Genomic DNA, 26,916 nt, shown 5'->3' with positions numbered 1-26,916 from the left:
GTGTCTTCATTAATATGGTACATTTACGAATTTGCAAGAAAGACTTGGATTGACGGTTTTGTCGATGCAAAATCAAAGGAAGACATAGCCCATAAGCCAGACAGATTTAGGGATTTCCCTAATGTCATCAAGGAAAACTGTATAGGCTGTGGAAGCTGTACAACTTCATGTCCATCTCCAAATGCAATAAAATTAGTTAGGGATTCTGATAATGAGGAGTCCATAGGATTGATTTATCCTGTTATCAACAAGGCCTCCTGTATCAGATGCGGTTTCTGTGCAGAAGTTTGCCCATCCACTCCAAAAACATTGGAATGTGGAGAAAATCACTTTATTCATGAAGAGTTCAATATCATTCCATCCAAGAGAAAATACATTGTAGACGATTATTTATGCATAAGATGCAAAAAGTGTATGGATGCATGTGAAGTCGGTGCAATTGAAGAGGTTGATGACAGATTGCTTGTCAATCAGTCTAAATGCATCTCCTGTGGAAAATGCTTAGAGACATGTCCAGTTAAAGGTGCAATGAGAGGAGTATTTGTCAATAACCTTGAAGAGCAAAAGAAAATCATTAATTTGGCAGTCAGTACTTTAGAAGAGTATATTGAATCCAAGCAAGAAGATTTGATTCAATTAGGCACTGACAAGCTCTTTTTGGATGAATTGAAATTCAAGCCTATTTTTGACAAGTCACTAACCATTTTAAATGATGAAGAAGTGGTTCATGAAATGTTGGAAGATGCAATCAATAGATTAAAGATCAGAATCATTACCTGGGACGGAGATAACTGTAAGAAATGCCAAATGTGCATTCCAGACTGTCCAACTGGTGCAATTTCCTTTGACAGCGATAATGATGTCATTGTAAGGGATAAGGAAAAATGCTTAAGATGCAGCATATGTTATCAAACCTGTCCATTTGGTGTAATAAAATATTTCTTGGCTAAGTTTAATTTAGATACTAATGACAATGATGAAGAAGTTATTCATATTTCAGTAAAGGCTTCTCAATTAGCTGAAAGGAGGGCATAAGATGGTTGCTGTTGACCCTATACCAAGACCATTGCGTGATGTTCATATTGAGTATGAGATTGATAATGAGAAATGTATCAATTGTAAGGACAAGCCATGCTTGAATGTCTGTCCAATTGATGCGGTTTATCAGGATGGAAATACCAAGCTCATTAAATTGGATGAGCACTGCTTTGGCTGTGTATTGTGTAGCAATGCATGTCCTTATGATGCAATTCACATCAAGAAGTCATTGTCTGAACCGATTCGTGAAAATGTTCCAAACATTAACAAGAAACTTTGCAGAGCTTGTGGAGCATGTGTAAATGCATGCAAATCTGGAGCTATTCACTTAAGTTCCTCTGGAGGAGAGGAAGTCCACAGTGAAATAGATGAGGATAAGTGCATTCGCTGCGGATATTGCTTTAGGCACTGCCCTACCGATGCAATCAAGTATGGAGAGATTCTTCCAAAAACAGTTAAGGAAGGTAAAACCCTCTGCATTGACCAAGACCAATGTATCGGATGTATGACATGTACAAGAATCTGCCCTTCCAAAGGAGCAATAAATGTAGGCAAGACCAATAAGCTTCCATTCATTGACCCTGCATATTGTGCAAGATGTGAGGAATGTATGCATTCCTGCCCTACCTATGCAATCGATTATGTGGAAAGGGAAGATGCCTTTGAATCATTCAACAAGATCAAAACATTGGAAATCGCTTCTGAAATTTTGGATAGGGACATTATGAACATCTCCAAAGGCGTTACCAATATTGACAATGTTTTGGTGAAATTGCTTGAGGATATCTCTAAGGACTATCACTTTGAGGACTTTGATTATGAAAACTCAATGGATATCAGGGATGTTCCAAGAGGAATGGAATTTTCAGATGTGGAAATATTCACATGCACTAATTGCAGGTCTATTGTAGTGAATGTTACAGAATTCTTGAATGAACGTTTAAATGCCCAACTTAAAAAGGATTTGGATGTTGTAAATGTATTGGACCTTGTAGAGTTCTTCCCACCAAAATTAGGCATTGAAGTTGTAGATGAAAATTGCATAAGCTGCGGATTATGCAGAGATGTTTGTCCAACAGAGTCAATTAGCTTGGATGGTCCTAATCCAATTGTAATTGATACAGACAATTCATGTGTTTACTGTGGATTCTGTGCTGAAAGCTGTAACTTTGAGGCAATAAAGCTTAAGGAAGAGTTCTTTACAAATAGGAATCATGAGATTTTCTTCATTAAAAGAGACCTTAGAGAAAGAAGAAAAGGTACTGTAGAAATCAATCATCATGCATGTCAATTATGTGAAGTATGTGTTAAAAACTGTCCTACAGAGGCATTATCAATTGAAGATGGAAAAGTTGTTGTAAGTCATGATGACTGTATCTCCTGTAGAAATTGTGAAGGAATCTGTCCTGTAAATGCAGCAATGGTTTCTACAATTTGGCAGTTCCTATAGATTATTTTTAAGAATTTTTAAATCAATATTTTCTTTTTTTATTTTTATTAATTCATATTTATTCAAAGATTAAATCAAAGACTTAAATTTAGATTATATTCACGCTTATGAAAAATTGAGAAAAAAAATAAATTTAAAAAATTTAATTTGAACTTACTAAAAAATTTGAAATCAAAAAGTTAAATTTAAAAAATTTAATTTGAACTTACTAAAAAATTTGAAATCAAAAAGTTAAATTTAAAAAATTTAATTTAAAATTATAAATTCACACAAAATTGAAAATTAAATCAAAAACTTAAAATTCAGGAAGATTAGATTATGGTAAAAAAAGTTTTTATCACTGATTGTGAAGGACCATTGACTTTAAATGACAATGCCTATGAATTGGCAGCTGAATTTATTGAAGATGGTGGAAAATTATTTAAGATAATCAGCAGGTTTGATGATTATCTTGTTGATGATGTAAAGCTGGAAAATTATCATGCTGGTGACACACTTAAGCTTATAGTTCCTTTTTATAAATTGGCAGGACTTACAAATGAGAAGATGATTGAATTTTCCAAGGAAAATATCTATCTTGTTGAAGGTTCTGATGACACTCTAAAATTTGCAAATAGTCTTATTGATTCATTTATAGTTAGTACAAGTTATGGTCCATATATTGAAGCATTATGCAATTATATTGATTTCCCATTCCAAAATACTTATCACACACAACTCGATGTATGTGGGGCTACTGATTTTAATAAAATTAATCAAAACAATGAAAATGTTTCATCAAAGTCAAACAATTCTCAAACTATTGTAGGTACCAAATCACCTAAGTTTATTGAAGAACTTAAAAAAGTTGAGGAATTTAGAAAACTAATACTTGAACATGGTGAAGAAAATGAGGATGACTTCAATGTTTTGTATGACATTTTCTTCAATGAGTTTCCAAAGCTTGAAATCAACAAGTATATTGAAAGTGTGAAAACTGTTGGAGGAAAGGGCAAGCAGATTGCAGTTGAGGATATCGTTGAAAGGTTTGGCCTTGAGGATGGTTCCATAATTTATATGGGTGACAGCATTACAGATGTTGAGCCATTGCAATATGCAAGAGACCATGGAGGATTGTCTGTCAGCTTTAATGGAAATGAATATCCATTGAATGTTGCAGAGATAGCAGTCATATCCAACCATACAATTGTAAGTTCCATCTTGATTGATCTTCATGCAAGATTTGAAAAGGATTATGTTTTGGATTTCATTAAGACTTATTCAGAAAAAGGTCCTGATGATACATTTGCAGACTTTGAAGTTGATTATTCCCTTATTGAAGAGTTTGAAAAGGTATTTTATAATAAGAAAGCTCCAATCATTGAGATCATTGATGATGATAATAGGGATGATTTACTTAAGCTAAGCAAAGAGATGAGAAATGGAATCAGAGGTAAGGATATTGGTGGTTTAGGTTAACTTAACGAATTATTCACAAAGTGTATTTGTTTAGCATTGATTTAAATTTAGAATTCAGTTTTATAGATTTTTTATTCGATTATTTATTATTTATATTGAGATGACATTTATGGTAAATTATGATAAGGTAGAAGATACATTCTTTGAATCATTTGATGGAATGTATATTAGAGCATTGATTACAGCAGAAGATAAATTGACTGTTAAGGAAGCAGCTTATGATGCTACAGCTACTCCAAGTGCCGTTATCGGCAGAGTGGAAGCAGGTGTAGAAGCTTTTGTAGATGGAGATAAGACTCCAGATGGAAGACCTGGAGCTATTGTTCAATTCTGGCTTACTGATGACTTGAAGAAGTTTGAAAAGGAATTGTCCTATAGGATTCGTCAAGACATTCTTGTAAAGCCATTTACAAGAGTCTTCAGCATAACTGAAAACCCTGTTGGAGCAATTGGAATGATGGAAAGTGTAGGCCATTGTGGAGATGGCTATGAATGGGAGATTGAAGAGTATGGAAGAAAGATGATCAATGTTCCTATTGCAGTTCCTGATTTCCAGATTGAATCTGAACTTGCCTATGCAGAAGGAATCATGGGTGGAAACTTTTGGTATATGTGTTCCACTAAGGAAGCTGTCCTAAAGGCAGGAAGAATCATAATCGATACAATTATGGAAGTTGAAGGGGTTTGCACTCCATTTGGAATATGCTCTGCAGCAAGTAAGCCTGAAACAAATTTCCCTGAAATCGGTCCAAGCACTAATCATCCATATTGCCCTTCCTTAAGGGAAAGGCTTGGTGAAGAGTCAAAGGTTCCTGATGGCGTAAATTACATTCCTGAAATTGTCATTAATGCTACAAGTCAGGAAGCAATGAACTTGGCTATTAAAAATGCAATCGATGCAATAATTGACATTGATGGTGTTGAAAGGGTTTCTGCTGGAAACTTTGAAGGCCAATTAGGTGAACATAAGACCAATTTATTGGATATTTTAAAAGAATAATTGGATTATAATTTTCATTTTCTTGAACTAGATTAATGATTCTATAATAAAATAAATTTTATTATTAGAATTTCTTGAACTAGATTTAATGATTCTATAATAAAATAAATTTTATTATTAGAATTTCTTGAACTAGATTTAATGATTTAGAAAAATAAAATATTATTCATAGAAGTGGATTAAATGGATGAAAAAGATTTAAAATCTTCAAATAATGTGACAGCTGAAGACTTAGGTGTTGATGAGATTGTCTATGATGCAATAAATGTTGATGTAATAGGCTTTGGTGCATTGAATGTAGATAAACTTTATAAGGTTGGACATATTGCAGAAATTGATGGAGAAAGTTTCATTAAAGGTCAAGAGCAATCTCCTGGTGGTTCAGCAGCCAATACAATCATCGGCCTTTCAAAGCTTGGATGTTCAACATCTTACATAGGCAAAATCGCTGCTGATGAGGAAGGGGATTTGCTGGAATACAACTTAATGATAAATAACGTTTATTTGACTAATCTCATCTATGCAGATGAAGGCAATTCCGGTAAGGTATTAGGATTTGTTTCTGATGCTGGAGACAGAGCCCTTTATGTTGATCCTGGAGTGAATGATGAGATAACAATTGATGAAATCAATCCATTAAATGTGAATGCATCTAAAATACTCCATTACACATCATTTGTTGGAGATTCCTTCAATGCCCAAAAGGAATTGTTGAAAATCCTTAGCGATGACCTTATATTAAGCTTTGACCCTGGAATGCTATATGCTAAAAAGGGAGTTGAAGAGCTTAAGGAAATACTTGAGCGAACCGATATTCTTCTTATCAATGAAGGGGAATTGAAGATATTGTTTGAGGATTATTATAAGGAAAAGTCAGCTTCTGATAAAGCGCTTAGCTTTAGGGATTTAGCTGTATATGTTCGTAATGATGGAATTGATACTGTTGTTGTCAAGAGAGGTTCCAAAGGAGCATATGCCATAAACAAAAATGATGAAGAGGTAAAGATACCTGCATTCAAATGTGAAGCTGTTGACACAACAGCTGCAGGAGATTCATTTAACGCAGGCTTTTTATATTCCTATCTTAAGGGATATGATTTGGCTAAATCATGTACAATAGCTAATTGGGTAGCTTCAAAATCCGTTCAGGCAATTGGAATTTCTGGATTGCCTAATTTAGGGGAATTGGAAGAGTTTATGGAGTCCTTATAAAAAAAGATATAATAAATTATTTAATATTTAAAAGACATATTATATAATAATATTTGAAAATTTAGTGAATTTAGATTTAATGATTTACTTGATTGCAAGTGAATGAAAAAACTTTATCTATGGGGATAAGAAAATGGAAATTAAACTAAAAAAGCAGATTGAAACTTTAGAGAGGGAAATCACTCTTAAATCTGTAGATTTAGATGAAGATATTGAAGATTTCAGCATAGACATTCATGATTACAAAGATACTGAAAAGCTCATAACAGTATCACCTCGTTGTGTTCGATGTAATCTTTGTGTTGAAGAATGTCCTATAGATGTTATCAGCTCTTCCACTTGGCTTAAAAGAGCTAAAATTGGTGAAGATTGTGTGCAATGTGAAATTTGTGCTCAAACTTGCCCTGTTTCATGTATTTATGTTTGGGATGCAGAAACAGTTATTAAGGAAGATGATTCTGTTGAATATACATTAAAAGAAGTTAAAGTTCCTCATAGAAATCTTAAAATGGAAGATATTTCCATTAACCGTGAAGTTTGTATTGGTTGTGGATCTTGCTTAAAGTACTGTCCAACTAATGCAATATCATTAAGAACTAAAGAGTTTTTAGAAGCACATGGAGAGACTTGTCCTGATGTGAGGGCTATTGATTCTGATGAAGGACATATGTATTCCTATATTGATAAGGACCGCTGTTGCGGTTGCGGATCTTGTGCTAATTTATGTATACAAGGAGCCATTAGCCTTAAGAGAGATTTAGGCCCTGTAGTGATTTACAGTCACATTGATGTCAATCAGGATGTTTGTGTAGCTTGTGAATTATGTGAGGATAATTGTCCAGTTGGAGCTATTAAGGTAGTTGATGGAGAGGTTATTCTCAATAATGATAAGTGTATCAGATGTAAGGAATGCAGCAGCAGATGTCCTGTAGGTGCTTTAAATTTAGTCTTAAATGATTAAAAATTGGTTAAACCTAATTGTGGTTTAAATTTAGTCTTAAATGATTAAAAATTGGTTAAACCTAATTGTGCTTTAAACTTAGTTTTAAATGATAAAAAATAAGATAAATTCAATATGAATTAATTTGACGTATTGGATTTATATTTTACGATTTATTAAAAATGTGGAGAAGTGTTTGAAAATGAAAGCTAAAGAGATGATGGATAAAGAGTTTGTTTATGTATCAAAAAATGATACAGTTGTAGATGTATCTATAAAAATGGAAGAGTTTAAAAGATTTACAGCTCCAGTTTTAGATGCAGATATGAAATTGGTAGGATGGATTACTTCATTTAACATTACTAAAGGATTGCGTGAAGGCAAAACCTTGATTTCAGAAGTAATGGATCCTGTTGAAAACATCGTATCCATTAAGGAAGATGAGGCAGCTAAGAATATTGTGATTGAAATATCCAATCATAAGCTGATCAGCATTCCTATCATTAATGATGATAATCAGGTAATTGGTGTTAGTAGATCTGTAGATGTTGTAAATGCAATGTCTGCCTTATACGATATCAAAGTAGTTAAAATCTATGAAGCTATGGAAAAAGAGATTAGAGGAATCACTTGGGAAGAGTTGATGGAAGCATCTGCTAAAATCAGTACAAGAACAACTGGCGTCAAGATTACTGCTGAAGAATATGAGAAAAATATTCAAAATGCTACCTTTGGTGAAGCAATTTGGGCAACTGGTGGACTTGAAAAGTTCTTTGCAGGTCTTATTTCCGTTGGAGAAATTGTAATTGCAAGAAAAGTAGGTCGTGCAAGACGTTAATGTTTTAAGTCTCTTTAGATTTTAAATTTCTCCTTTTTTTATTTTTTATCATTTTTTATTATACTTTTTTTAACATTTATTATATTTTTATCTTATTTTTTTATTCTATTTTTTATAATTCTCATTCTATTTTTTCCCGTTCTTTTGAAAAAAGTTTATAAAGATTTTATTGATTTGATATAGTTCAAATAATATTAAAAAAAGTAAATAAAATGTTTATAATATTTTTTTAGTTTTTTAATTTGAATTTATAGTTTCAAAATATTTCTAAAATTAAAAAAAATTAGAAACAATAATTATATATGATTTTTTTCGTTGTTTAATTAATTATAAAAAGTTAAAGACAAAGAATTCTATCATGAGTTCATATACTAAGATTAATCCTACTCCTCCAAGAAGTCCTGTAATGAATCTAAGGATATTATTGCTTTCTCTAAATTCAAATAGTTGAGTAAATCCATCAATAGCACAAGGTATCAAGAGAATTATTCCAATTATCAATGTTGTTAAGCTGTATGGAACAGGAAATAGTTTTAAAAGGACTATTGTAGAAATTCCACTAATGTAAAATCCAGTGCATCTTGCACAGACTGGAAATTGATGACCTTTATAAAAAAAGCTTCTTTCAGGTCTTCTATGACAAATATAATCAAATACGGTCATTTTTTAACCTTTCATTCATGATTTAGACTATTATGATATTTACGATTATGAATATCAATGCAAGGACTATCAAGGTGCTGCAGCATCCGGCATTATTATTTACATTGTTTTCATCTTCTTCAAAAAAAGTTTCATACATTAAAAATTCTTCTGGACCGATATCCATTTTATCACACTCTCTAAAGCATTAAAAATTTTATTTTATCTAATCTTAATTATTCTTATTTTAATATTTAAAATTAATTGAATTTTCTCATTTTTACGATTTTTTAAATAATTATTAGATACTTTTTGATTATTTTTTAATAATTTTTATACTTGCTATTTAAATAAGTTTATTAATAATAAAAACATAATTTTTAATATATAAACAATTTGATTGTTTTAATTCAAATTTACTATTTATTGACTAACTATAAGTGATTTTTATGTCTAAATATAATGAATATCAAGATAAAACTATTTTAGTAACTGGTGGAGCAGGTTGTGTTGGAAGCAACTTAACCAGAAGATTAGCAGAACTTGGTGCAGAAAAGGTAATCATTTTAGATAATATGTCTTCTGCATACGAATGGAATGTGCCAACAAACGAAAATGTAGAACTTGTACAAGGGGACATTTTAGATGATGAGGAACTTAAGAGAGTATTTAAAATGAAACCGGATTATGTTTTCCATTTAGCTGCTCACTTTGCTAACCAAAATAGTGTTGATAATCCTGAAACCGATTTGATGGTTAATGGTATTGGTATTTTGAAAGTGCTTCAATATGCTCAGCTTACTGGAGTTGAAAGGTTTGTTTATTCCTCTTCTGGCTGTGGAGTATATGGTTTAGACTCAAAAATGCCATTTGAAGAGCATGACATTTCAATTTCCTTGCACACTCCTTATCAAGTTACCAAATTGCTTGGTGAATTATATACTAATTATTTCCATAACTTATATGATATGCCAATAGTAAATGCAAGATTCTTTAATGTATTTGGTCCTGGTGAAGTTCCAGGAAAATACAGAAACGTTATTCCAAACTTCTTCTATTGGTCTATGACCAAACAGGCATTGCCAATTACAGGTGATGGATCTGAAACAAGAGACTGGACCTTTGTTGGAGATATCGTAAATGGTCTCTTATCAATGGGTGTTGAAGAGGAAGCTATTGGTGAAGCAATTAACCTCGGTTCCGGTAAAGACCATAGGGTTATTGATATGGCTAATAAGGTTAATGAATTAACTGGAAATGAAGAAGGAATCGCTTATGTGGCAAGACGTAATTGGGATGCTAAAACCAAGTTATTGTCTTCCATTGACAAAGCTAAAGACATTCTCGGTTATAAGCCAACAGTTTCCTTTGATGATGGATTGGAAAGAGTTTACAATTGGTTCACTGACAACTGGGAAGACATTGAAAGAGATGCTGAATTTAAACCCCAGCTTTTTTGACCTTCGGTCAAAAAACCTGGACCAAAATCTTTTTTTTCTAATATGCTAATTTATTGATTTTTTATTTTTCTATTTTTATTATTTTAAACATTTTATTTTTGTTTATCTAAACTATTTTTTCTATTTTTTCTATTTTTTTATTTTAAACATTTTATTTTTGTTTATCTAAACTATTTTTTCTATTTTTTCTATTTTTTTATTTTAAACATTTTATCTTTGTTTATCTAACTATTTTTTTCTATTTTTTTATTTTAAACATTTTATCTTTGTTTATCTAACTATTTTTTTCTATTTTTTTATTTTAAACATTTTATCTTAGTTTACTTATTCTAATTTTTGATATTTTAGTATAAATTATTAAAAAGAGTTTCTTTTTTAAACGTTTAATCTTAAAATAGAAAAAAATAGGTTAATTATATGTTTCAAAAATAGTTAAGCATTTTTAAAAGATAAAAAGAAAAAAAGAGAGTTTATCTGAGACCAAATAAACTTGAAAAATTATTTGAAGCGGTTATATTTTGGCTGGAATTATACATATTGGTCATATTGTAAAGTTGAGTTGAATTGAATGGATCTAAAATCATATTTATATCCATTTGTCCACTGTAAATTAAATAGCCAACAAAAGCAAATTCAATAATCAGCAATGCCAATTGGATAATTCCATGTTTTTTAGCAGTTGGATCTTTTCTTGTAATTAAGTAAATGGCAAAAATAAAACCAAGAACACTGCCTAATATTGCAAAAATATACCCTATGATAATCATAAATCTATAGCTTTGAGTTCCTTCACCGATAGAGTTTAGACTAGCCTTATCATTGATCATGATTGGACCAAATGGGAAAAAGGCATCATCTTCATCAGGATGGTATTCTTCATAGATTGTCCCACAGTAAATGCAGAAATCGGTACTTCCATCGTTTATTTTTCCACATTTAGGGCATTTTATAGGTTCCATTTTATCACTAATTCAATATGGTTTTTCAGTTTGTTCTATATTTTTTTAATGATTAATTTGTATTTTGTTTTGCACTTATTATTTAATATTTAATATGATTTATAATTTTTTATTATTTTTTTAATTAAGTTTCATTATGAAAAGTTAAACTATTTATTTTCATCTTTTAATCCACATTCACTGCATATATGCTCTTGAATGCTTACAATTCCTCCACATGATTCACATTCCCAATTTAACTTATCTTCCAGCATTATTTTATTTATTCCGGTGTATGTGATTCTTTTTGCATTGTTTAGTGTGGAAAAGTTGTATCTCTTTTTATAGTTTTTATCTTGCTTTTTAATAAGCTTGCATGGAAATTCGCTGCACCTTCCACAATATTTCACTCTTTTGGTTTCAAGACACTTTTTGATTTTGCATTTAAGTGCATTCTTTGTTTTATTGGGGCTGTCAATCAGGCATCCTGGGCATGGATTGGTTTTTGACAAGTGTTTTGTGCATAGCTTGCAGTTCATTCCACAAGGAGCAAACATTATCACATCTATTTTTTCAGGCATTTTCATTTTCTTGCCTCTGTTTTTTATTTTTTAAATAATTTTTTTCAAAGGTCTTTAAAATTTTTATTTTTTATATATTTTTTAAAGGTCTTTATTAAATTTTTATTTTTTAAATATTTTTTTAAAGATCTTTATAAATCTCTATTTTTTTATTTTAAACAGATTTAGTAAACTATTTGTTTTTTTAATTGTTAATTATACTATCTATTTAGTAAACTAAATAATTTTTCTCATTATTTAAGAAAAGTTTTATATATTCCCAAAGAAAATATATTATTGATTATTTCATAAAACTAATTCATTTCTTATGAAAAAGGAGGTTTAATATGAGATTGAAAGGAAAGCATATATTGATTTTATTCATTGTTTTTATTTTGGCATTATCTGTCGTTTCTTCTAGCTCTGCCTATACAGGAACTGGATTTTCACATGACATACCTTTTTCCAAATATTCAAGCCAATCAAATGATGATATATTAAACAAGTATGATGATACAGATTGCCAGCCTGAATTTACTGGAAAATGCACATATGTAACAGATGGAGACACCATTGAAGTTGACGGATTAGGAAAAGTGCGTTTTGTAGGTGTGAACACTCCAGAAAGAGGTGTGGAAGGTTATATTTGCTCTAAACGTTTTGTTCAGAAATTCTGTTTGGACAAGGAGGTAAGCCTAGACATTGACGATTCCAAGTACACTGACAAGTATGGCAGATATTTGGCGGTTGTCATTGTAGATGGCAAGAACTTAAATGAAATGCTTTTAAAGGAAGGGCTTGCTGAAGTCATGTATATTCCTCCAAGTGAGTTTTATCCATATGATTGGGCACCTGATTCCAATGGATATTCCAATTATCTAAGTTCACACAGCTCTTCAAACAGTGGAAGTTCCTCTTCAAGCAGTTTTGCAGCAGGTTCCTCAAGCAGTTCAGAATCTTCTTATATTGCAAGTGCAAACAGTCATAAATTCCATTATCCAAGTTGCAGATGGAGTAAAAAGATTTATGAAAAGAATAAGATTACTTTCAAGACCCGAAATGATGCAATAAGCCAAGGTTATGAACCATGTAAGGTTTGTCAACCTTAATTTACTTCTTTTTTCTTTTTTTAATATTCTTTAGTCTTTTTTTACTTTTTTCCTGTAAAAGTGACAAAATCTATAAATTAATCTTTTTTTATATAATATAATATTAAATCTTTCGGAATATTTTTGGAGGAAAAGCATGAAAGAGGAAGTATTCTATGGAAAAGGTATGGAAAGAGTAAAAGAAGAAGATGAAGACTTATACCAAGCTATTGTAGCTTTAAATGATGCAGTATGGAATGGTAAGGCTTTAGACTATAAAACTCAAAAATTAATTGCAATAGGAATTGCAGCTTCCAATGCAGATAGCAGAGCTACTGAAAAACAGATCATGAGTGCCAAAAAGGAATTGGGAGTCACTCGTGATGAAGTGATTGATGTTTTGAAGGTTGTTTTATTGACATCAGGCATGCAGCCATTCAACAAAGCATTGCAAATTGCAAATAAAGTATTTGAATAGATATTTTATATTATAAATAGGAGTTGAACAATTGTCTGAAAAGGTTTTTTATGGCAAAGGAGTTCGCAGAATAAAAGAGGAGGATCCAGAATTATATGAATCCATTGAAGATTTGGATAAAAATATATGGAACTCTAAAGTTTTGGATTACAGGACTCAAAAACTGATTGCAATAGCTATTTCTGCAACCAGTCCAGAGAGTTCTTCATTTTTAAAACAAGTTTCTAAAGCTAAAAAAGAGCTTAATATAACCAAGGATGAAATGATGGATGTTTTAAAGGTGGTTCTATTAACATCTGGAATGATGTCATTTAATAAAGCTTTACAAATAGTAAATAAATTATACGACTAATGAATTTGCTTATTTTTTCTTATTTATTTATTATTTTTCTTTAAATTTTATATTTCTTTTTTTCATATGTTTAAAATATTTTAATTTCCCTTTAAATTTTATATTTCTTTTTTTTCATATGTTTAAAATATTTTAATTTCCCTTTAAATTTTATATTTCTTTTTTTCGTCCTGTTCCAAATATTAAAATATTTATATTAATAGAACATATAGTAATAAATAATATGATTTTAGTATTACTAATCCTAAAGTCATTGAAATTTTTTAGGTGATATTATGCCTCATCCACACAATAAATCAATTATGAATATGAATGCAGCTCCATTAATTTCCATTATTGAGGAGTCTAAGATAACTTATGTTCGTGAAAATTTGGATATTCACTTGCATAAAAGTCAAATTAAGCTTTTAAAAGAAGTAAGAAAACACGAAAAGCCTCATCATAAACGCATTAGAGTAAAACGTTATGAAAGTGCAGAAAAAAGTGACCTATTTAATTTGCATTTGGATCTGTACTTGAAAAGATATGAAAAGCTTGCTAAAAAGGGATTGATTGAAATAGATTCAAGTCCAGAAAATGGTCTTCCATATGACTGTTCCTTAACTGATAAAGGGAATATTGCTTTAGAAAAAATAGATGCTCTTGAAAAGGATTGGGAAAAGATAGTTCATATTGATGATAAGGATTTAGTGACTTTAAGAAAAATAGCAATTGATTCTTTTGAAATAAGCTATAATCATAAAAAGAATCAAGAGTTTATTTTTTAAATTTTAATTTATTTAATTTAAATTTTATTTTTTAATTTTTCTTATTTTATTCACGTTCTAAAAGTTCAAAGACTTTCTCTCGTGTTGTTGCTATCTTAAAAGTGTTTTTATCAATTTGCTCTTTGCTGAATCCTTCACTTATCATAAAATCAAGCATTTCCAAAATAGGAGCATAGTAATTGAAAATATTGAAAATTATAATCTTCTTATCATGTCTTTTCAATTTCTTTAAAACGATTATTTCAAAAAACTCATCAAGGGTTCCTATTCCACCAGGAGCTATTATGAAAGCGTCTGAATGCTTTAAAAATAGGTTTTTTCTCTTATCCATTGACTCTGTATAAATGAATTCATCACAATCCTTGCAGATTCCTTCAAACTCTTCCATCCATTCCGGTGCAATACCTAAGACTTTTCCATTATTGTCTATTGCTCCTTTAGATACAGCACCCATTATCCCTGTAGAGCCACCTCCAAATACAAGGCCATGTCCTCTTTTAGCTATTTCTTCGCCTAGTTTATAAGATTCTTCTATGTATTTTGAGCTTATTTCTTTACTTCCTGATCCATAAAGACAAATTTTCATAATATCCCTTGATTGCATTGATAAAAAGTTTTATTTGATAATTTTTATTTTTTTATTTTATTTTAGTTGTTTTTAAATTTTATTTTCAATATTTTTTTCATAAAGTTATTTTTCATAAAGTTAATTTAATTAATATTATATTTATTTATAATTCAATTTTAAAAAGCTTTTTTATAATCTTTATATATTTAAATAAAAAATTACAAATAGATAATTAATAAATAAATAATTCAAAAATTCTTTCTTGGAATGTTGAGTAATTATAAAATAATTCTTTTGGAATGTTTTAATTTGGTGAGCAAAATGAGAATATTGGTAGTTCAAGAATCTGACTGGCTTAAGAGAAATCCCCATCAGCAACATCATCTGATGGATCGTATGGTGCTTCGTGGACATGAAGTGAAAGTAATCGATTATCCAATTGATTGGCCTAAAGAGGATCCTGACGGATTCATGTTTAAAAGGGAAGTTCATGATAATGTCTTTAAGGTAAAGCCTGAAGCGGATATTCAAGTAATCAGGCCATCATTCATTAAGAAACCTGCATTGAACTATGCCTCTTTATATTTTACTCATAAAAAGGAAATCAAAAGGCAAATTGAAGAGTTTAAGCCAGATATCATTATGGGCTTAGGATTGCTTAATGCATACACCGGTTCAAAGCTTGCCAAAAAGCATAATATTCCATTTGTATATTACTTGATTGATGTATTGTATGCACTTATTCCAGAAAAGGCATTTCAGTCCTTTGGAAAGAAAATCAATATGAAGGCAATAGAGAACTCTGACCTTGTCATTACAATCAATCAAAAACTTAAAGAACTGGCTGTGGATTTAGGTAGTGATCCAAATGAAACCATTTTAATTGATGCTGGAATTGATTTAAATGACTTTGACCCTCAACTTGATGATTCAAATATAAGGAATACATATAACATAGGTGAAAATGATACAGTTTTATTCTTTATGGGTTGGATCTATGAATTTGTAGGTATGAAGGAGCTTGCAATTGAACTTGGAAAAAACAAGGAAAAGTATCCGAATATGAAGATTCTTATTGTAGGTGATGGTGATGCCTATGACAAAATGGTCAAGATAAAAGAGGATTATGATTTAGGAGACCAGTTGATTCTCACTGGAAAGCAGCCTTATGAAATGATTCCTGAATTTTTAGCATCTGCTGATTTCTGTCTTCTCCCAGCTTACATTGATGAGGAGATTATGCAGGATATTGTTCCAATCAAGCTTTATGAATATTTGGCTATGGAAAAGGTGGTTATAGCAACTGAACTTCCAGGAATATCTAAGGAATTTGGATATGGAAATGGTATTGAATATGTTCAAAAGGCAGAGGAAGTATTGGAAACTGCTCAAACCATTCTCGATGAAGGAAGATATGAAGAGATTTCTAAAAAGGGAAGGGAATATGTCAAATCTAATGATTGGGAAGCAATCACTGATAAATTTGAGAATGCAATGAATGAATTGATTAAAAAATAATTTGTTTTAATTTCTTTTTCATTCTTTTTTTTTTGCTTTTATTGATGGTTTATTTTTCAATTTTGCCTATTCTTTAAATTTATTCTTATTTTTTATTCCATTTCAATAACTTTTTTATTTTTTATTTTTATCCATTATGCCCTAATCTTTATTTTTAATCATTTTTTCATGTTTTTTATACTTTCATTCATTAAAAAACAAAACTTTTTTTAAACATTATTAACATAAGATTAAATCCTGTTATTATATTTTAAAGGATGTACTGCTCGTGAAAAATTGAATTCAATCAGCAAGGCTACTGAAAGGATTCTAAAGGCAGCAAAAATCAATTATGAAACTTTAGATGATGAGGAATGCTGTGGATCTGTACTGCTTAGAACTGGTTTTTTAGATGATGCAAAAGATCAAATGAATAGAAATTTAAATGATTTTGAAGGAAAACCATTCTCACTTCATGTTCAGGATGCTATAAGACATTAAAGGAAGATTATAAAAAACATCTTGATGTTGATTTAAATGTGATTCATATTTCCCAATTATTGGAGCAATTGATTAAGGAAGATAAGATAAATCTTAAAGGAAATAGCAATAAGAAGGTAACTTATCATGACCCTTGCCATTTAGGAAGACATGCTGGAGAATATGAGGCTCCACGTAATGTCATTCAATCCCTTTCCAGTTTAGTTGAAATGGATAACATAAAGGAAAAGGCAAGATGCTGCGGTTCTGGTGGTGGAGTAAAGTCTGCATATTGTGATTTGTCCAATTCCATTGCTGACTTAAGAATCAAAGAAGCAGAAGAAACTGATGCAGATTTATTAGTGACTGCATGTCCATTTTGCAAATTAAATTTAAGTCAGAATTCAGATAATTTAGATGTATTGGACTTGTCTGAATTTGTTTTAGGATATCTCGACTCTGATAAGGAGGAGCTTCAATGAATGAAAATGAAAAAGAGGCAATGAGGCATGTCTTCAAAGGATTAAATGAAAGAATCGAACCTCTCACTAAATCTCCTAAAATTAAAGCTCTTCAAAAAAGAGTGATTGATATTAGAAAGGATGCAATAGATAGGAATGAGGAATTAATAGCTATTGCTCAAGAAAGCTTTAAGGAAAATGATATTGATTGCTTTATTGCAAAGGATGGAGATGAAGCAAAGGAAATCTTGCTGGAACTGATTAATGAGGAAATAAGGTCAAGCAATCTAAATGAAAATGAGGTTTACATTGCCAAATCAAAATCCAATACCTTACGGGAGATAGATGCAACCCCATTTTTAGAGGAAAATGGAATGACAATTGTTGAAACTGATTTGGGAGATCGTATTTTGCAATTGAAAAAAACAGATAACAGTCCGGTTCATCCAACAGGCCCTGCATCCCATTTAACTGTTCATGATATAGCAAATATAGTTAATGAATCAATGGGCTTGCAATTGCCGGAAGTCCCTAGAGAAATTATGGAAGCGGTTAGAGCAGATGTATTAAGCCTTCTTGAAAAATCATTTATAGGTATCAGTGGCTCTAATTCCATTGCTGCTGAAGACGGTGCATTTTTAACTGTCCATAACGAAGGGAACATCAGTCTTGTGCAAAATAAGAAGTTGCATATTGTTGTTGCCGGAATTGATAAGTTGGTGCCAACTATGGAAGATTCAGTTTCTGTTGCCAAATTGGAAACTGCATTTGCCATTGGAAAACTTGTGTCTTCCTACATAAATATTGTAGCAGGACCTTCCAAAACTGCAGACATTGAGAAAAAGCTTCTTAAAAACATGTATGGGGCAGAGAAAGTAGCTGTTATCTTACTTGACAATGGAAGAAGCGAAGCTATCAAAGAATGCTTATGGTGCATTGGCTGTGGAAATTGTGTTGTAAGCTGTTCTGTTTATAGTATAATGGGAAACGAATTTGGATATCACAGTTATTTAGGTGGCCATGGTGTGGCTATGAGCAAATACCTTCAAGGGGATAAAACCAGTGTAGATTCTGGATTGTATATGTGCACTTTATGTGGTATGTGTACTGAAAACTGTCCAGTTTTAACTCCTACCTATGAAATCATAGAGAATTTAAGAAAACAAGCTCAAAAAGAAGGTCTCTCTATAGATCAACATAAGCAGATTAGAGATAATATTAAGGATAAGGGTTCTCCTTATTAATATTTCTTTTTTTATACTTTTTTAGCAATGATTGAGATAATGCGAAAGGAACAGGTTCACCTTATTATATTTTCTTAATCAACACTTTTTTTTTTAATGTTAATCATATTTTTTATATTATTTACAAAAATTAGAATTGAAATTTAATTTTCATTGGTGAATTATAGGAAAAATAGCATTTTAATTATAATGTGACTTTAGGTTATGTCATGGAATCTATGAATAAGTTCTTTTTTTTTAATAGAAGATTAGTTTATGTCTTTTTCAATTTCTTTTTTTTTTAATAGAAGATTAGTTTATGTCTTTTTCATTTTCTTTTTTTTTTTTTATTTTGATATGGAAAAATAAAGTTTTTTTTATTTATTATTTTTATTGGATTGTTAAAAATTTTACTTATTGCTGCTAATTTAGATAAATCTATAAATTATTAATTTATAATTATTAATCTATTAACTATTAATTTGTTAATTATTAATCTATTAACTCTTTATTTATTATTAAATTATTGACTCTTTATTTATTAAGATTACATTTATATACTGTTTTTTTTAAAAATTATTATATGTCTATATATTAATAGATTATTCATTTTTTTTAAAGATTATTCAGATTTGTTTAAATTTAGAATAAATCTGTATAATGGGGTGAAGAACTTGAATGTTAAGAAAATATTATTAATTTTTATAATGGTTTTCATTTCATTGCTTGTTATTGGTGCAGCAAGTGCTGCAGATAGTGATGATTCTGCAAACCTTGAGATTTTGGAAATGTCAAATGTTGATGAAGTAGAAACAATTGGCAGTGATGTTGATTCTGTTAGTGAGAATGTTCTCGCTGATGGAGAAAGTGGAGATGGCGATGACGTAGATGATGGGGAAATAACCAATGAAAATCCAATTTCAATAAATGCTCAAGACACTCCTTATGGTGAAGATGCAAACATTGAAATAAGCGTTTCTGATAAGGAACAATTCCCTGAAGGCAGTCTCGTAAATATTTATATGGATGGTTTAAATGTGGAAAACAAGACCCTTGACAGTGAGGGAAAAGCCACTTATACTATTCCTGGCAAAAGCTTAGATGTAGGTAATTATAATATTGGAGCAGTAATCAACAATGTATTCAGCGAAATAACTGTTCTAAAGATTACAAAAGTCACTCCAGTGGTAAGCGTTGATGATGTAACTGTCAAAAGCGGTAAGTCATAACAATACCATTTAACATAACCGATGGCAACGGCAATAATGTCACAGCTGATATCGTTATAACCATTAATATGGGAAACAACAGTTTCAGCAAATATATTGAAAAGGTTACAGGATCTGTAGCAGCTTTCGATATGTCACAAATGATGGCTATGTTTGCAGGTTCTGGAAACAGCAGCAATGGTACCGGTGGATTTGACTGGGCGAGCATGTTCGGAGGTTATGGTACTGGATTCCATGGTATGGGTGGTAATGGTACTGGATTCCCTGGTATGGGTGGTAATGGTACTGGATTCCCTGGTATGGGTGGTAATGGTTCCGGCAACGATACCAATGGCAGTTTTGACATGTCTAGTATGATGTCAATGTTTGGTATGGGCGCTGCACCAAATAGCTTTGCATATGTATTTGATGTTGGCGTTTACAATATCACTGTAAAAGCATTATCCAGCAGAAATTATGAAGCTGTTGTCAATGATACAGCTAAACTCAATGTTGTTGTTGGAGATAAGGCAAATATCAATAGGATTAGCTACAACTCTTGAATATCAGGACATGACCACAGTAACTGTAAATGAAAAGATTGACGGCAAAATTGGTAAAGACTTTGTTGTTCTTGTAAAGGATGGAAATGGTAATCCTTTAATTAACAAATCTGTCCAAATCGGATTTAATGGTAAAGTATACGATTTGACTACTGATGATAAAGGTTACGTAAAATTGCAAATCAACTTAGGTTATGCTGGTGCTTACACCTTTGCAATCTGTTTCTTAGGTGATGATGCATATAACGCTTCATTTGGAGTTGCTAAAATCACTGTTAAAGCACAAACTCCTAAACTCACCACTCAAAAGGTAAGCTACAAAGCAGCTGCTAAAACAAAAACCATTAAAGCTATATTTAAAACAGCAAAAGGAAATGCTATTGCAGACAAATGGGTAACTTTCACTGTAAATGGCAAAACCTACAAAGCTAAAACCAATGCTAAAGGTGTTGCAAGCGTTAATGTAAGCTTAACCAAAAAAGGAACCTATAACTTTACTGTAAAATATGCTGGTGACAGCACATACGCTGCTGTAAGCGCAAAATCTTCTATTGTAATAAAATAAATTGGTTTTGAGTTTTAAACTCAAAACTCTTTTAACTTTTTTTTATTTAACTTTTTTATGGGGTAAACTACAATGAATTTTAAACAAGTTCTTTTAATCATACAATGGTTTTCATCTCATTGCTTGTTATTGGTGCTGCAAGTGCATCAGATGAAGCTGGCAATCTAATGGAAATGTCTGAAATGGAAAACGTTCAAACTATTGAAACTGATTTAAATCAAGACACAGATGATTTATTGACAAATGATTATGAGGGGGTTTTAAGTGCTGAAGATACTGATGCAGTTGAATCTGTTGAGGAAGAGGCTTTAAGTGTTGAAAATCCTGAAGCAAGTGGCGATTCCATTGTGGATCCATTAGCCGACAATGAAAATGAGAAACCGGTTCTTGCTGAGAGTGAACAAAGTCAAATCGATGTTTATGTAGATGGTCAGTTTGTAAATTCCTTTAATTTTACTCGTGGTGAAAATGGGTATAGTTTTGCAGAAATAATGGAAATGCTTAAACTCTCTGAAGTGGATATGTCTACATTTGGAAATTTCGCAGAAATGTTTTCCATGTTCAATAATTTCACCTTTACCGATCAATCAGAAAAGACTTTTGATTTTAAGATAGATGGTGAAGTAGGGGCAATCAAATATGATTTAGCTATTATTTCCAATGCAACTGACTTTAATTTTGATTATAGCATTGTATCCCCTAGTCAAAACAATCCTGCAGTAACAGGTAAAGTCATATCTGTTTATGTGGATGGGGAATTTTTAAAGAATTTAACTTTCACTACACAAGGAAGCAGCCAGTTTAATTTTGCAGATATGATAAATATGGTTAATATGTCCAATTTAAACATATCCCAATATATGAATATGTTTAATGGCACTGGAAGTTCCAGTAGTGCTGAACCTAAGAATTTTGATTTCAATATTGCTGGTGAAGTAGGTGCAGTTAAGTATAATTTAATAATGATTCAAAATGAAACAGGTTTTACTTTTGATTATAAGATCCTATATCCTGTTGTTGAAGTTGTTTTAGATGCTAAAGACATCACTATCACTGCTGTTGATGCTAAAATCGATGGAAAAATAGGCAAAAATATAACTGTGACCTTAAAGGATGCTTTAGGTAAAGTTTTATCTAATAAAGTAGTTCAAATTAGCCTTAATGGTGTAATCCGCAATGTAAAAACCAATGCTAATGGTGTTGCTAAATTATTCATTTATTCTTCAAAAGCAGGAACTATCCCTTGTACAATATGTTTCTTAGGTGATAATTCTTACTCTGGAGCAATCAAACTAGTTAAAGTGATTGTTAAAAAGCAAAATGCTAAACTTACCACTGCTAAAAAAACATATGCTGCAAAAACTAAAACTAAAAAGCTTATTGCTAAATTCTTAACAGCAAAAGGAAAAGCTATTGCAGGTAAAAAGATTAGCTTTAAAGTCAATGGCAAAACCTATACCGCAAAAACAAATAGCAAAAGAATAGCCACTGTTATTGTGAAAATCACTAAAAAGGGCAAATACACTTTCTATGCTAAATTTGCAGGGGACAATACTTATAATGCTATTAGCAAAAAATCCCATTTGATTATTAAATAATTTGGTTTTGAGTTAAAAACTCAAAACACTTTTCTTTTTTTAATTAAATGTTTTATGTTATTTGAATTATTTGACTTTTTGATTCTTTTTTAGCTATTTTTTTCTACTTGATTTTTTGATTCTTTATTGGTTATTTTTTTCTCCTTGATTTTATGATTCTTAGTTAGTTAATTTTTTTATTTTCACTAAATTTTTCACTTATTTTTTTTATTTTAATTCAATATAAAAAATTGATTAAAATTATTAAATTTTATTTTAAATGAAAAATTTTATCTATTTGCTAAATTAAGATTATATTAATTAATTGTAATAATTTTAAAGCATTATTATTATTTAATTTTAATTTTAAAGCATTAAAAACCGTTTAATTTATAAATGATTAGTTACTACCTAATATTTGAAGAAAAAACTTGACTGGATTCCTTGGTTAAAATAAATTTTTAATAAAATTTATCAATCATTTTTCTTTTGGTTTTGTAAAAAAAATGGATAATGATTTGAAAAATTTCAATAACTTACCAAAATATATTCCAGTCCTTTTTTTCTTTAAATTAAATGAGGTGTTAATACATTGAAATTAAAATTAATATATTTAATTTGTGCGATTCTCTGTGTATTTTTAACATTTTCAACTGTTAATGCAGCTGATTTAGACACTAATTTAGCTGCAATCGATTCACAGTCTGAATCTTCTTTTACAAATTTAAATGATGACGTAAATATTGAAACAAGTATTGAGGATGAAGATTGTGTAGGATCTATGAATGAATTGTCTAACTTAAATGATGATTTAAATAATCAAAATAAAATCAAATCTAGTTTAAGTTCTATTGATTCAGATGAGAATTCTCTAAAATCTACTCTAAATCCTAGTGGAAATACATTCAGCAGTATTCAGGATTCCATAAACAGTGCTAAATCTGGAGATACCATTAGCTTAAATGGAAGAACTTACTATGGTAATGGAACCTTGATTTATGTAAACAAAAGCGTAACCATTAGAGGAGGTCAAGGGGACATAAAAGCAACCCTTGATGCAAAAAATTTATCCAGAATATTAAGGGTGACTGCTGCTAACGTTAAGTTAATCAATTGTAACTTTATCAATTCAAATGAAATGGCAGTTATCTTTTCCAATGATAATGGTATGATTAGCAATTGTGATTTTAAGGATAACTTTGCAAATGAAAATTCACATCTTTGTGTTTATGCAAATTGTACAAATTTCCTGATGGAAAATTCCAATTTCTATAATGGCCTTTGTTTAAATTATACAAATGTTGCTATAAAAGCGGTTAACTCCACTGTCATAAACTGTACATTTGTAAACAATACTGTTGAAAATGACTATTCAGGTCCAATTACTGGCGCAGCCCTTCAAATCGGTGACTCTGCAGAATCCATTTGTAAAGGCAGTGTAATCGGTTGTGTATTCATTAATAATAAAGCCATTTCTAAAGCAGTAGGAAATCATGGAGGTGCATTGTGCTTCCGTCCTGGAATAAAGGTTTTCAACTCTACATTCATAAGCAACTACTGCAGTGGAGTTGGCGGCGTTACAACATTGCATTCTGATGGTGAATTATATGATTGTATTTTCATTAACAACAGTGCAGGAGTATATGGAGGTGCAATAAGTACTGGATTCAGTTTAAATAATATTAGCGTAAATATAAGTTCATGCATTTTTGAAAACAACACTGCTCCTATGGGTGGTGCTATACAAGTTAAGGGCAACAATGTTAAAATTGTAAATTCCACATTCAATGGAAACAATGCTGATGATACCGATGGTGGTGCATTGTATATAATGGGAAATGATGCATTGATTATCAATTCAAGCTTTGATAAGAATTATGCTCGCAATATTGGTGCTGGTGTCCTGATCAATGGTACTGATGTATCCATTTTAAATTCAAGTTTTAATGGCAATATTGCTGGTTTTGGTGCAGCTATTTATGTAGTTGGATCAGATGCCAACATATTCAGTTCCAATTTCACTAATCACTCTGTAACAAATGGTTCCGTTTACATTAAAGGGCCTAATACCTATGTTTATGACAGTGATTTTAACAATAATCAAGGGGAAACTGGAGCTGCAATTTATATTGACGGTTCAAACTCTAATTTGATCTTAAATAATTTCACCTTCAATGATGCTGTAAAGAAAGGCGGTGCTGTTTACATTGAAGGTTCAAATGCAAATATAATAAGTTCAAACTTCTTAAACAATTCTGCAATTCCCGACATATCAGATATTGGCAGCGGTTTAGGTGGTGCTATCTACATTAAAGGTGATAATAACACTATAGATTCATCTAATTTCACTTTCAATACTGCTCGTAATGGGTCTGCAATCTATACAGATGGAATAAAAATGACCTTATCAAACACTGATTTTGATAAGAACCAAGCTTGATCATATGTATTGGATAGTGATGTGGATCCTTCTCTCAGCCATTTTAATGAAAGTGACATTTTCATTAACTTCACTTTAATTGGAGGCAATAATATTGCAAATGCAATATATAATACCGCTTCAACCAAAGACATATATTTCTATAATGTAAGCTACGTGTCTTCAAAAGGTCCAAAATTCACTGGAGAAGATGAAATCCATCCGGTGAATGGTGCTCAAAACAGCAATGATGGCAGTTTGCTTTATCAGGATGACCCTGAGGATAATCAATTGGTAAACGTTTTGATCTTTAAAAATCCTCAAGGAACAGATGGAAACAAATTAGCTTCATCCAGTTATGATGATTATGGGGATATTTCTGATAATCTTCTTGTAAACAATACATTCGTCACTGGCATTTTAGGTGATATTCAATTCAATATGAGTGATTTCACTTCTCTGCCATTGGAAACAGGCAATTACATTGTTTTAGCAAAGCATTTTGAGGATGACTACTATAAGGAAATAGATGAAAATAATGAGTTTGACATAATTCCAATTGTGGATTTGGCTATCAACATCAGTTCCAGCAGGGTGAACATTGATTTTAACAAGACAGTTAAGTATACAATAAAAATTGATAATTATGGCCCTAACAATGCAACAGGAACAAAAGTGAATGCTTTGGCCAATGGGTTCTCATTATTATCAAGGACAATAATTGATGCAACAGGAACAAAAGTGAATGTTTTGATTCCAGAAGGATTGATTTATCTGAATTCCTCTGCATCAATAGGCACATATGATGAGAAAACTGGAATTTGGACAATTGGAGATATGGATGTTGGAGACAATCAAACATTAGTCATAAATGTCTTAACCAATAAGACAGGCATCATTGATTTCCCAGTAAACATCACTTCCAATGAAGACGATTCAAATGAAAAGAACAATTTCAACAATAAGAAATGGAGATAATGTAGATTTGCTTGTTGTTGTTTCCAATGATGGTCCTGATGATGCATCAGATGTTTCTGTTTCATTGTCTGATTTGGAATCCTTAGGTTTAATGGTTTTAAACAGTTCTGATGATTCATACAATCAGAAAGATAATGAATGGATTATTGGAGATTTAGCTAATGGTGATAGCGTTTCCTTATCTATTTCAACAAGAGCCAATAAGTCTGGTGAGAATATAACCGTTTTATCTGAAGTTGGAACAAGTACCTTTGAATTAAATAAGGAAAATAACTTGGATAACGATAGCTTAAATATTCTTCCTGTATGTGATGTGGAAATAACAATCACTCCAGACAATAGCCTTGTTAATGCAGGAGATACTGTAAATTGGATAATTAATGTTACTAACAATGGTCCGGACAATGCTAGTGATGTTAATGTATTCAATAGTTTACCTGAAGGATTGGAATTTATTTATTCCCAGTCAAATAAGGGAGAAGTGGAAAACATCACTGATGAAGAAGGCAATGTCATTGATTTCATTTGGAAAGTAGGTGATTTGGATAAGAACGAATCTGCATTTTTAGTCATTTCTACAAATGCATTGGATGAAGGTTTGATTCCGAACAATGCAAGTGTAAATACATCTACTTTTGATTTAAATGAATCAAATAATTTTGATTCCACTATTCTTGAGGTTGTCATTAAGAATGATACTGATGAAACAGATGATGATCCAAATGAAGAGGAACCAAATGATGATGAGGATAATTATGAAGGTGATGATGATCCTGACGAGGATTATTCTGATGATGAAATTCCAGACTTCGATTATTTATTAGATGATAATGGTGATGACTCTAATAAAAGTGTTAAAAAGGTTCCTAAATTAAATAAATCTAATAAAATTATGAATAAAAAGTCTAAAAAGCCTATCGACATTTCAAATAATAAAACTGGAAATCCATTGGCATTTGCTGTTTTGTCCATATTTGCAATATTTTTATTGCCAGTTAGAAAATTTTAAATTTTTTTAGGAGTTAATTTAACTCCTATTTTCTTTTTTTCTTTCTTTGAGAGTGTGTCACGATTAGGACCATCACCCACATTTTTCTTAACTTATTTTCCTTTAAATTTATATACAATGAAGTACAATCTATTATTATAGAAATAA

Annotated in this window: 28 protein-coding genes; 23 read left to right on the top strand and 5 right to left on the bottom strand. The window is 30.9% G+C overall.

Annotation, left to right across the window (positions count from 1 at the left end):
- The 7 genes from QZV12_RS08780 (at position 1) to QZV12_RS08750 (ending at position 7,936) form a co-directional block, all read left to right on the top strand.
- Positions 1–1,035, top strand: a complete 1,035-nt coding sequence (locus tag QZV12_RS08780; protein WP_295620418.1) for a 4Fe-4S binding protein — start codon at positions 1–3, stop codon at positions 1,033–1,035.
- A gap of 1 nt (position 1,036) precedes the next feature.
- Positions 1,037–2,488 carry a 4Fe-4S dicluster domain-containing protein gene (locus tag QZV12_RS08775; protein WP_295620415.1) on the top strand — a complete coding sequence of 484 codons (1,452 nt, stop codon included), beginning with the start codon at positions 1,037–1,039 and terminating at the stop codon, positions 2,486–2,488.
- Positions 2,489–2,806: 318 nt separating this feature from the next.
- Entirely contained in the window at positions 2,807–3,946 is a 1,140-nt protein-coding gene (locus tag QZV12_RS08770; RefSeq protein ID WP_295620411.1) for a hypothetical protein, read from the top strand.
- A 109-nt stretch (positions 3,947–4,055) separates the two neighbouring features.
- The gene (locus QZV12_RS08765) at positions 4,056–4,946 is read left to right on the top strand and encodes a formylmethanofuran--tetrahydromethanopterin N-formyltransferase (RefSeq protein WP_295620409.1); all 891 of its coding nucleotides are present in this window, start codon (positions 4,056–4,058) and stop codon (positions 4,944–4,946) included.
- Between the two features lie 183 nt (positions 4,947–5,129).
- Positions 5,130–6,158, top strand: coding sequence for a carbohydrate kinase family protein (locus QZV12_RS08760; RefSeq protein ID WP_295620406.1), 1,029 nt, complete (start codon positions 5,130–5,132; stop codon positions 6,156–6,158).
- A gap of 133 nt (positions 6,159–6,291) precedes the next feature.
- A complete protein-coding gene (locus QZV12_RS08755; RefSeq protein WP_295620403.1) occupies positions 6,292–7,119 on the top strand; it encodes a 4Fe-4S binding protein in 828 nt (275 codons plus the stop codon).
- A 181-nt stretch (positions 7,120–7,300) separates the two neighbouring features.
- Positions 7,301–7,936 (top strand): HPP family protein, encoded by a 636-nt coding sequence (locus QZV12_RS08750; protein WP_295620474.1) that lies wholly within the window; start codon positions 7,301–7,303, stop codon positions 7,934–7,936.
- A gap of 327 nt (positions 7,937–8,263) precedes the next feature.
- Here QZV12_RS08750 and QZV12_RS08745 read toward each other — a convergent pair whose 3' ends face one another.
- A complete protein-coding gene (locus tag QZV12_RS08745; protein WP_295620400.1) occupies positions 8,264–8,599 on the bottom strand; it encodes a DUF2085 domain-containing protein in 336 nt (111 codons plus the stop codon).
- A 22-nt stretch (positions 8,600–8,621) separates the two neighbouring features.
- Complete coding sequence (locus tag QZV12_RS08740) at positions 8,622–8,765, bottom strand: hypothetical protein (RefSeq protein ID WP_295620398.1); 144 nt, start codon at positions 8,763–8,765, stop codon at positions 8,622–8,624.
- A 262-nt stretch (positions 8,766–9,027) separates the two neighbouring features.
- Between QZV12_RS08740 and QZV12_RS08735 the strand changes: the two genes are divergently transcribed.
- Positions 9,028–10,038, top strand: coding sequence for an NAD-dependent epimerase/dehydratase family protein (locus QZV12_RS08735; protein WP_295620395.1), 1,011 nt, complete (start codon positions 9,028–9,030; stop codon positions 10,036–10,038).
- Between the two features lie 470 nt (positions 10,039–10,508).
- Here the strand turns inward: QZV12_RS08735 and QZV12_RS08730 are convergent, their stop codons facing one another.
- Complete coding sequence (locus QZV12_RS08730; RefSeq protein ID WP_295620392.1) at positions 10,509–10,997, bottom strand: zinc ribbon domain-containing protein; 489 nt, start codon at positions 10,995–10,997, stop codon at positions 10,509–10,511.
- A 149-nt stretch (positions 10,998–11,146) separates the two neighbouring features.
- The gene (locus tag QZV12_RS08725) at positions 11,147–11,563 is read right to left on the bottom strand and encodes a DUF3795 domain-containing protein (RefSeq protein ID WP_295620388.1); all 417 of its coding nucleotides are present in this window, start codon (positions 11,561–11,563) and stop codon (positions 11,147–11,149) included.
- Positions 11,564–11,883: 320 nt separating this feature from the next.
- On the opposite strand from QZV12_RS08725, the gene QZV12_RS08720 reads away from it, so the two are divergent.
- The 4 genes from QZV12_RS08720 to QZV12_RS08705 all read left to right on the top strand — a co-directional run bounded on the left by QZV12_RS08720 (position 11,884) and on the right by QZV12_RS08705 (position 14,221).
- Positions 11,884–12,645 carry a thermonuclease family protein gene (locus QZV12_RS08720; RefSeq protein ID WP_295620385.1) on the top strand — a complete coding sequence of 254 codons (762 nt, stop codon included), beginning with the start codon at positions 11,884–11,886 and terminating at the stop codon, positions 12,643–12,645.
- 136 nt (positions 12,646–12,781) lie between these two features.
- Positions 12,782–13,102, top strand: a complete 321-nt coding sequence (locus tag QZV12_RS08715) for a carboxymuconolactone decarboxylase family protein (protein WP_295620381.1) — start codon at positions 12,782–12,784, stop codon at positions 13,100–13,102.
- 31 nt (positions 13,103–13,133) lie between these two features.
- Positions 13,134–13,454 carry a carboxymuconolactone decarboxylase family protein gene (locus QZV12_RS08710; protein ID WP_295620377.1) on the top strand — a complete coding sequence of 107 codons (321 nt, stop codon included), beginning with the start codon at positions 13,134–13,136 and terminating at the stop codon, positions 13,452–13,454.
- A gap of 275 nt (positions 13,455–13,729) precedes the next feature.
- The gene (locus QZV12_RS08705) at positions 13,730–14,221 is read left to right on the top strand and encodes a hypothetical protein (protein ID WP_295620374.1); all 492 of its coding nucleotides are present in this window, start codon (positions 13,730–13,732) and stop codon (positions 14,219–14,221) included.
- Positions 14,222–14,267: 46 nt separating this feature from the next.
- Here the strand turns inward: QZV12_RS08705 and QZV12_RS08700 are convergent, their stop codons facing one another.
- Positions 14,268–14,807 (bottom strand): TIGR00730 family Rossman fold protein, encoded by a 540-nt coding sequence (locus QZV12_RS08700; protein WP_295620371.1) that lies wholly within the window; start codon positions 14,805–14,807, stop codon positions 14,268–14,270.
- Between the two features lie 303 nt (positions 14,808–15,110).
- On the opposite strand from QZV12_RS08700, the gene QZV12_RS08695 reads away from it, so the two are divergent.
- From QZV12_RS08695 to QZV12_RS08645, 11 genes are all read left to right on the top strand, one after another.
- On the top strand, positions 15,111–16,307 hold the full coding sequence (locus tag QZV12_RS08695) for a glycosyltransferase (RefSeq protein WP_295620368.1): 1,197 nt from the start codon (positions 15,111–15,113) through the stop codon (positions 16,305–16,307).
- Positions 16,308–16,583: 276 nt separating this feature from the next.
- Positions 16,584–16,787, top strand: coding sequence for a heterodisulfide reductase-related iron-sulfur binding cluster (locus tag QZV12_RS08690; protein WP_295620365.1), 204 nt, complete (start codon positions 16,584–16,586; stop codon positions 16,785–16,787).
- A gap of 38 nt (positions 16,788–16,825) precedes the next feature.
- Entirely contained in the window at positions 16,826–17,248 is a 423-nt protein-coding gene (locus tag QZV12_RS08685; RefSeq protein ID WP_295620362.1) for a (Fe-S)-binding protein, read from the top strand.
- Positions 17,245–18,471, top strand: coding sequence for an LUD domain-containing protein (locus QZV12_RS08680; protein ID WP_295620359.1), 1,227 nt, complete (start codon positions 17,245–17,247; stop codon positions 18,469–18,471). The genes QZV12_RS08685 and QZV12_RS08680 overlap by 4 nt, the downstream gene beginning before the upstream one ends.
- A 653-nt stretch (positions 18,472–19,124) precedes the next feature.
- Positions 19,125–19,679 carry a hypothetical protein gene (locus QZV12_RS08675; protein ID WP_295620356.1) on the top strand — a complete coding sequence of 185 codons (555 nt, stop codon included), beginning with the start codon at positions 19,125–19,127 and terminating at the stop codon, positions 19,677–19,679.
- Between the two features lie 68 nt (positions 19,680–19,747).
- The gene (locus QZV12_RS08670) at positions 19,748–20,221 is read left to right on the top strand and encodes a hypothetical protein (protein WP_295620353.1); all 474 of its coding nucleotides are present in this window, start codon (positions 19,748–19,750) and stop codon (positions 20,219–20,221) included.
- The gene (locus QZV12_RS08665; protein ID WP_295620350.1) at positions 20,151–20,786 is read left to right on the top strand and encodes an Ig-like domain-containing protein; all 636 of its coding nucleotides are present in this window, start codon (positions 20,151–20,153) and stop codon (positions 20,784–20,786) included. The genes QZV12_RS08670 and QZV12_RS08665 overlap by 71 nt, the downstream gene beginning before the upstream one ends.
- Before the next feature lie 104 nt (positions 20,787–20,890).
- Complete coding sequence (locus QZV12_RS08660) at positions 20,891–22,384, top strand: invasin domain 3-containing protein (protein WP_295620347.1); 1,494 nt, start codon at positions 20,891–20,893, stop codon at positions 22,382–22,384.
- Positions 22,385–22,955: 571 nt separating this feature from the next.
- Positions 22,956–24,803, top strand: coding sequence for a hypothetical protein (locus tag QZV12_RS08655; RefSeq protein WP_295620344.1), 1,848 nt, complete (start codon positions 22,956–22,958; stop codon positions 24,801–24,803).
- Between the two features lie 9 nt (positions 24,804–24,812).
- On the top strand, positions 24,813–25,760 hold the full coding sequence (locus tag QZV12_RS08650; RefSeq protein ID WP_295620341.1) for a DUF11 domain-containing protein: 948 nt from the start codon (positions 24,813–24,815) through the stop codon (positions 25,758–25,760).
- Positions 25,723–26,769: a DUF11 domain-containing protein gene (locus QZV12_RS08645; protein ID WP_295620337.1), complete on the top strand. Its 1,047-nt coding sequence runs from the start codon at positions 25,723–25,725 to the stop codon at positions 26,767–26,769. The genes QZV12_RS08650 and QZV12_RS08645 overlap by 38 nt, the downstream gene beginning before the upstream one ends.
- The last annotated feature ends 147 nt before the right edge of the window (positions 26,770–26,916 follow it).

Origin of the sequence: uncultured Methanobrevibacter sp., from assembly GCF_902769175.1 — an archaeon.
In the GTDB taxonomy this organism is placed as follows: domain Archaea; phylum Methanobacteriota; class Methanobacteria; order Methanobacteriales; family Methanobacteriaceae; genus Methanobrevibacter.
This window is presented reverse-complemented; position numbering and strand designations above follow the sequence as displayed.

Coding starts and splice junctions, on each gene's coding strand:
- QZV12_RS08755 (WP_295620403.1), top strand. CDS start 6,292: ATGGAAATTAAACTAAAAAAGCAGATTGAAACTTTAGAGAGGGAAATC.
- QZV12_RS08775 (WP_295620415.1), top strand. CDS start 1,037: ATGGTTGCTGTTGACCCTATACCAAGACCATTGCGTGATGTTCATATT.
- QZV12_RS08770 (WP_295620411.1), top strand. CDS start 2,807: ATGGTAAAAAAAGTTTTTATCACTGATTGTGAAGGACCATTGACTTTA.
- QZV12_RS08760 (WP_295620406.1), top strand. CDS start 5,130: ATGGATGAAAAAGATTTAAAATCTTCAAATAATGTGACAGCTGAAGAC.
- QZV12_RS08735 (WP_295620395.1), top strand. CDS start 9,028: ATGTCTAAATATAATGAATATCAAGATAAAACTATTTTAGTAACTGGT.
- QZV12_RS08660 (WP_295620347.1), top strand. CDS start 20,891: ATGGTTTTCATCTCATTGCTTGTTATTGGTGCTGCAAGTGCATCAGAT.
- QZV12_RS08680 (WP_295620359.1), top strand. CDS start 17,245: ATGAATGAAAATGAAAAAGAGGCAATGAGGCATGTCTTCAAAGGATTA.
- QZV12_RS08750 (WP_295620474.1), top strand. CDS start 7,301: ATGAAAGCTAAAGAGATGATGGATAAAGAGTTTGTTTATGTATCAAAA.
- QZV12_RS08765 (WP_295620409.1), top strand. CDS start 4,056: ATGGTAAATTATGATAAGGTAGAAGATACATTCTTTGAATCATTTGAT.
- QZV12_RS08715 (WP_295620381.1), top strand. CDS start 12,782: ATGAAAGAGGAAGTATTCTATGGAAAAGGTATGGAAAGAGTAAAAGAA.
- QZV12_RS08700 (WP_295620371.1), bottom strand. CDS start 14,807: ATGAAAATTTGTCTTTATGGATCAGGAAGTAAAGAAATAAGCTCAAAA.
- QZV12_RS08695 (WP_295620368.1), top strand. CDS start 15,111: ATGAGAATATTGGTAGTTCAAGAATCTGACTGGCTTAAGAGAAATCCC.
- QZV12_RS08725 (WP_295620388.1), bottom strand. CDS start 11,563: ATGAAAATGCCTGAAAAAATAGATGTGATAATGTTTGCTCCTTGTGGA.
- QZV12_RS08645 (WP_295620337.1), top strand. CDS start 25,723: ATGAAAAGAACAATTTCAACAATAAGAAATGGAGATAATGTAGATTTG.
- QZV12_RS08670 (WP_295620353.1), top strand. CDS start 19,748: ATGGGAAACAACAGTTTCAGCAAATATATTGAAAAGGTTACAGGATCT.
- QZV12_RS08730 (WP_295620392.1), bottom strand. CDS start 10,997: ATGGAACCTATAAAATGCCCTAAATGTGGAAAAATAAACGATGGAAGT.
- QZV12_RS08745 (WP_295620400.1), bottom strand. CDS start 8,599: ATGACCGTATTTGATTATATTTGTCATAGAAGACCTGAAAGAAGCTTT.
- QZV12_RS08720 (WP_295620385.1), top strand. CDS start 11,884: ATGAGATTGAAAGGAAAGCATATATTGATTTTATTCATTGTTTTTATT.
- QZV12_RS08665 (WP_295620350.1), top strand. CDS start 20,151: ATGATACAGCTAAACTCAATGTTGTTGTTGGAGATAAGGCAAATATCA.
- QZV12_RS08740 (WP_295620398.1), bottom strand. CDS start 8,765: ATGGATATCGGTCCAGAAGAATTTTTAATGTATGAAACTTTTTTTGAA.
- QZV12_RS08705 (WP_295620374.1), top strand. CDS start 13,730: ATGCCTCATCCACACAATAAATCAATTATGAATATGAATGCAGCTCCA.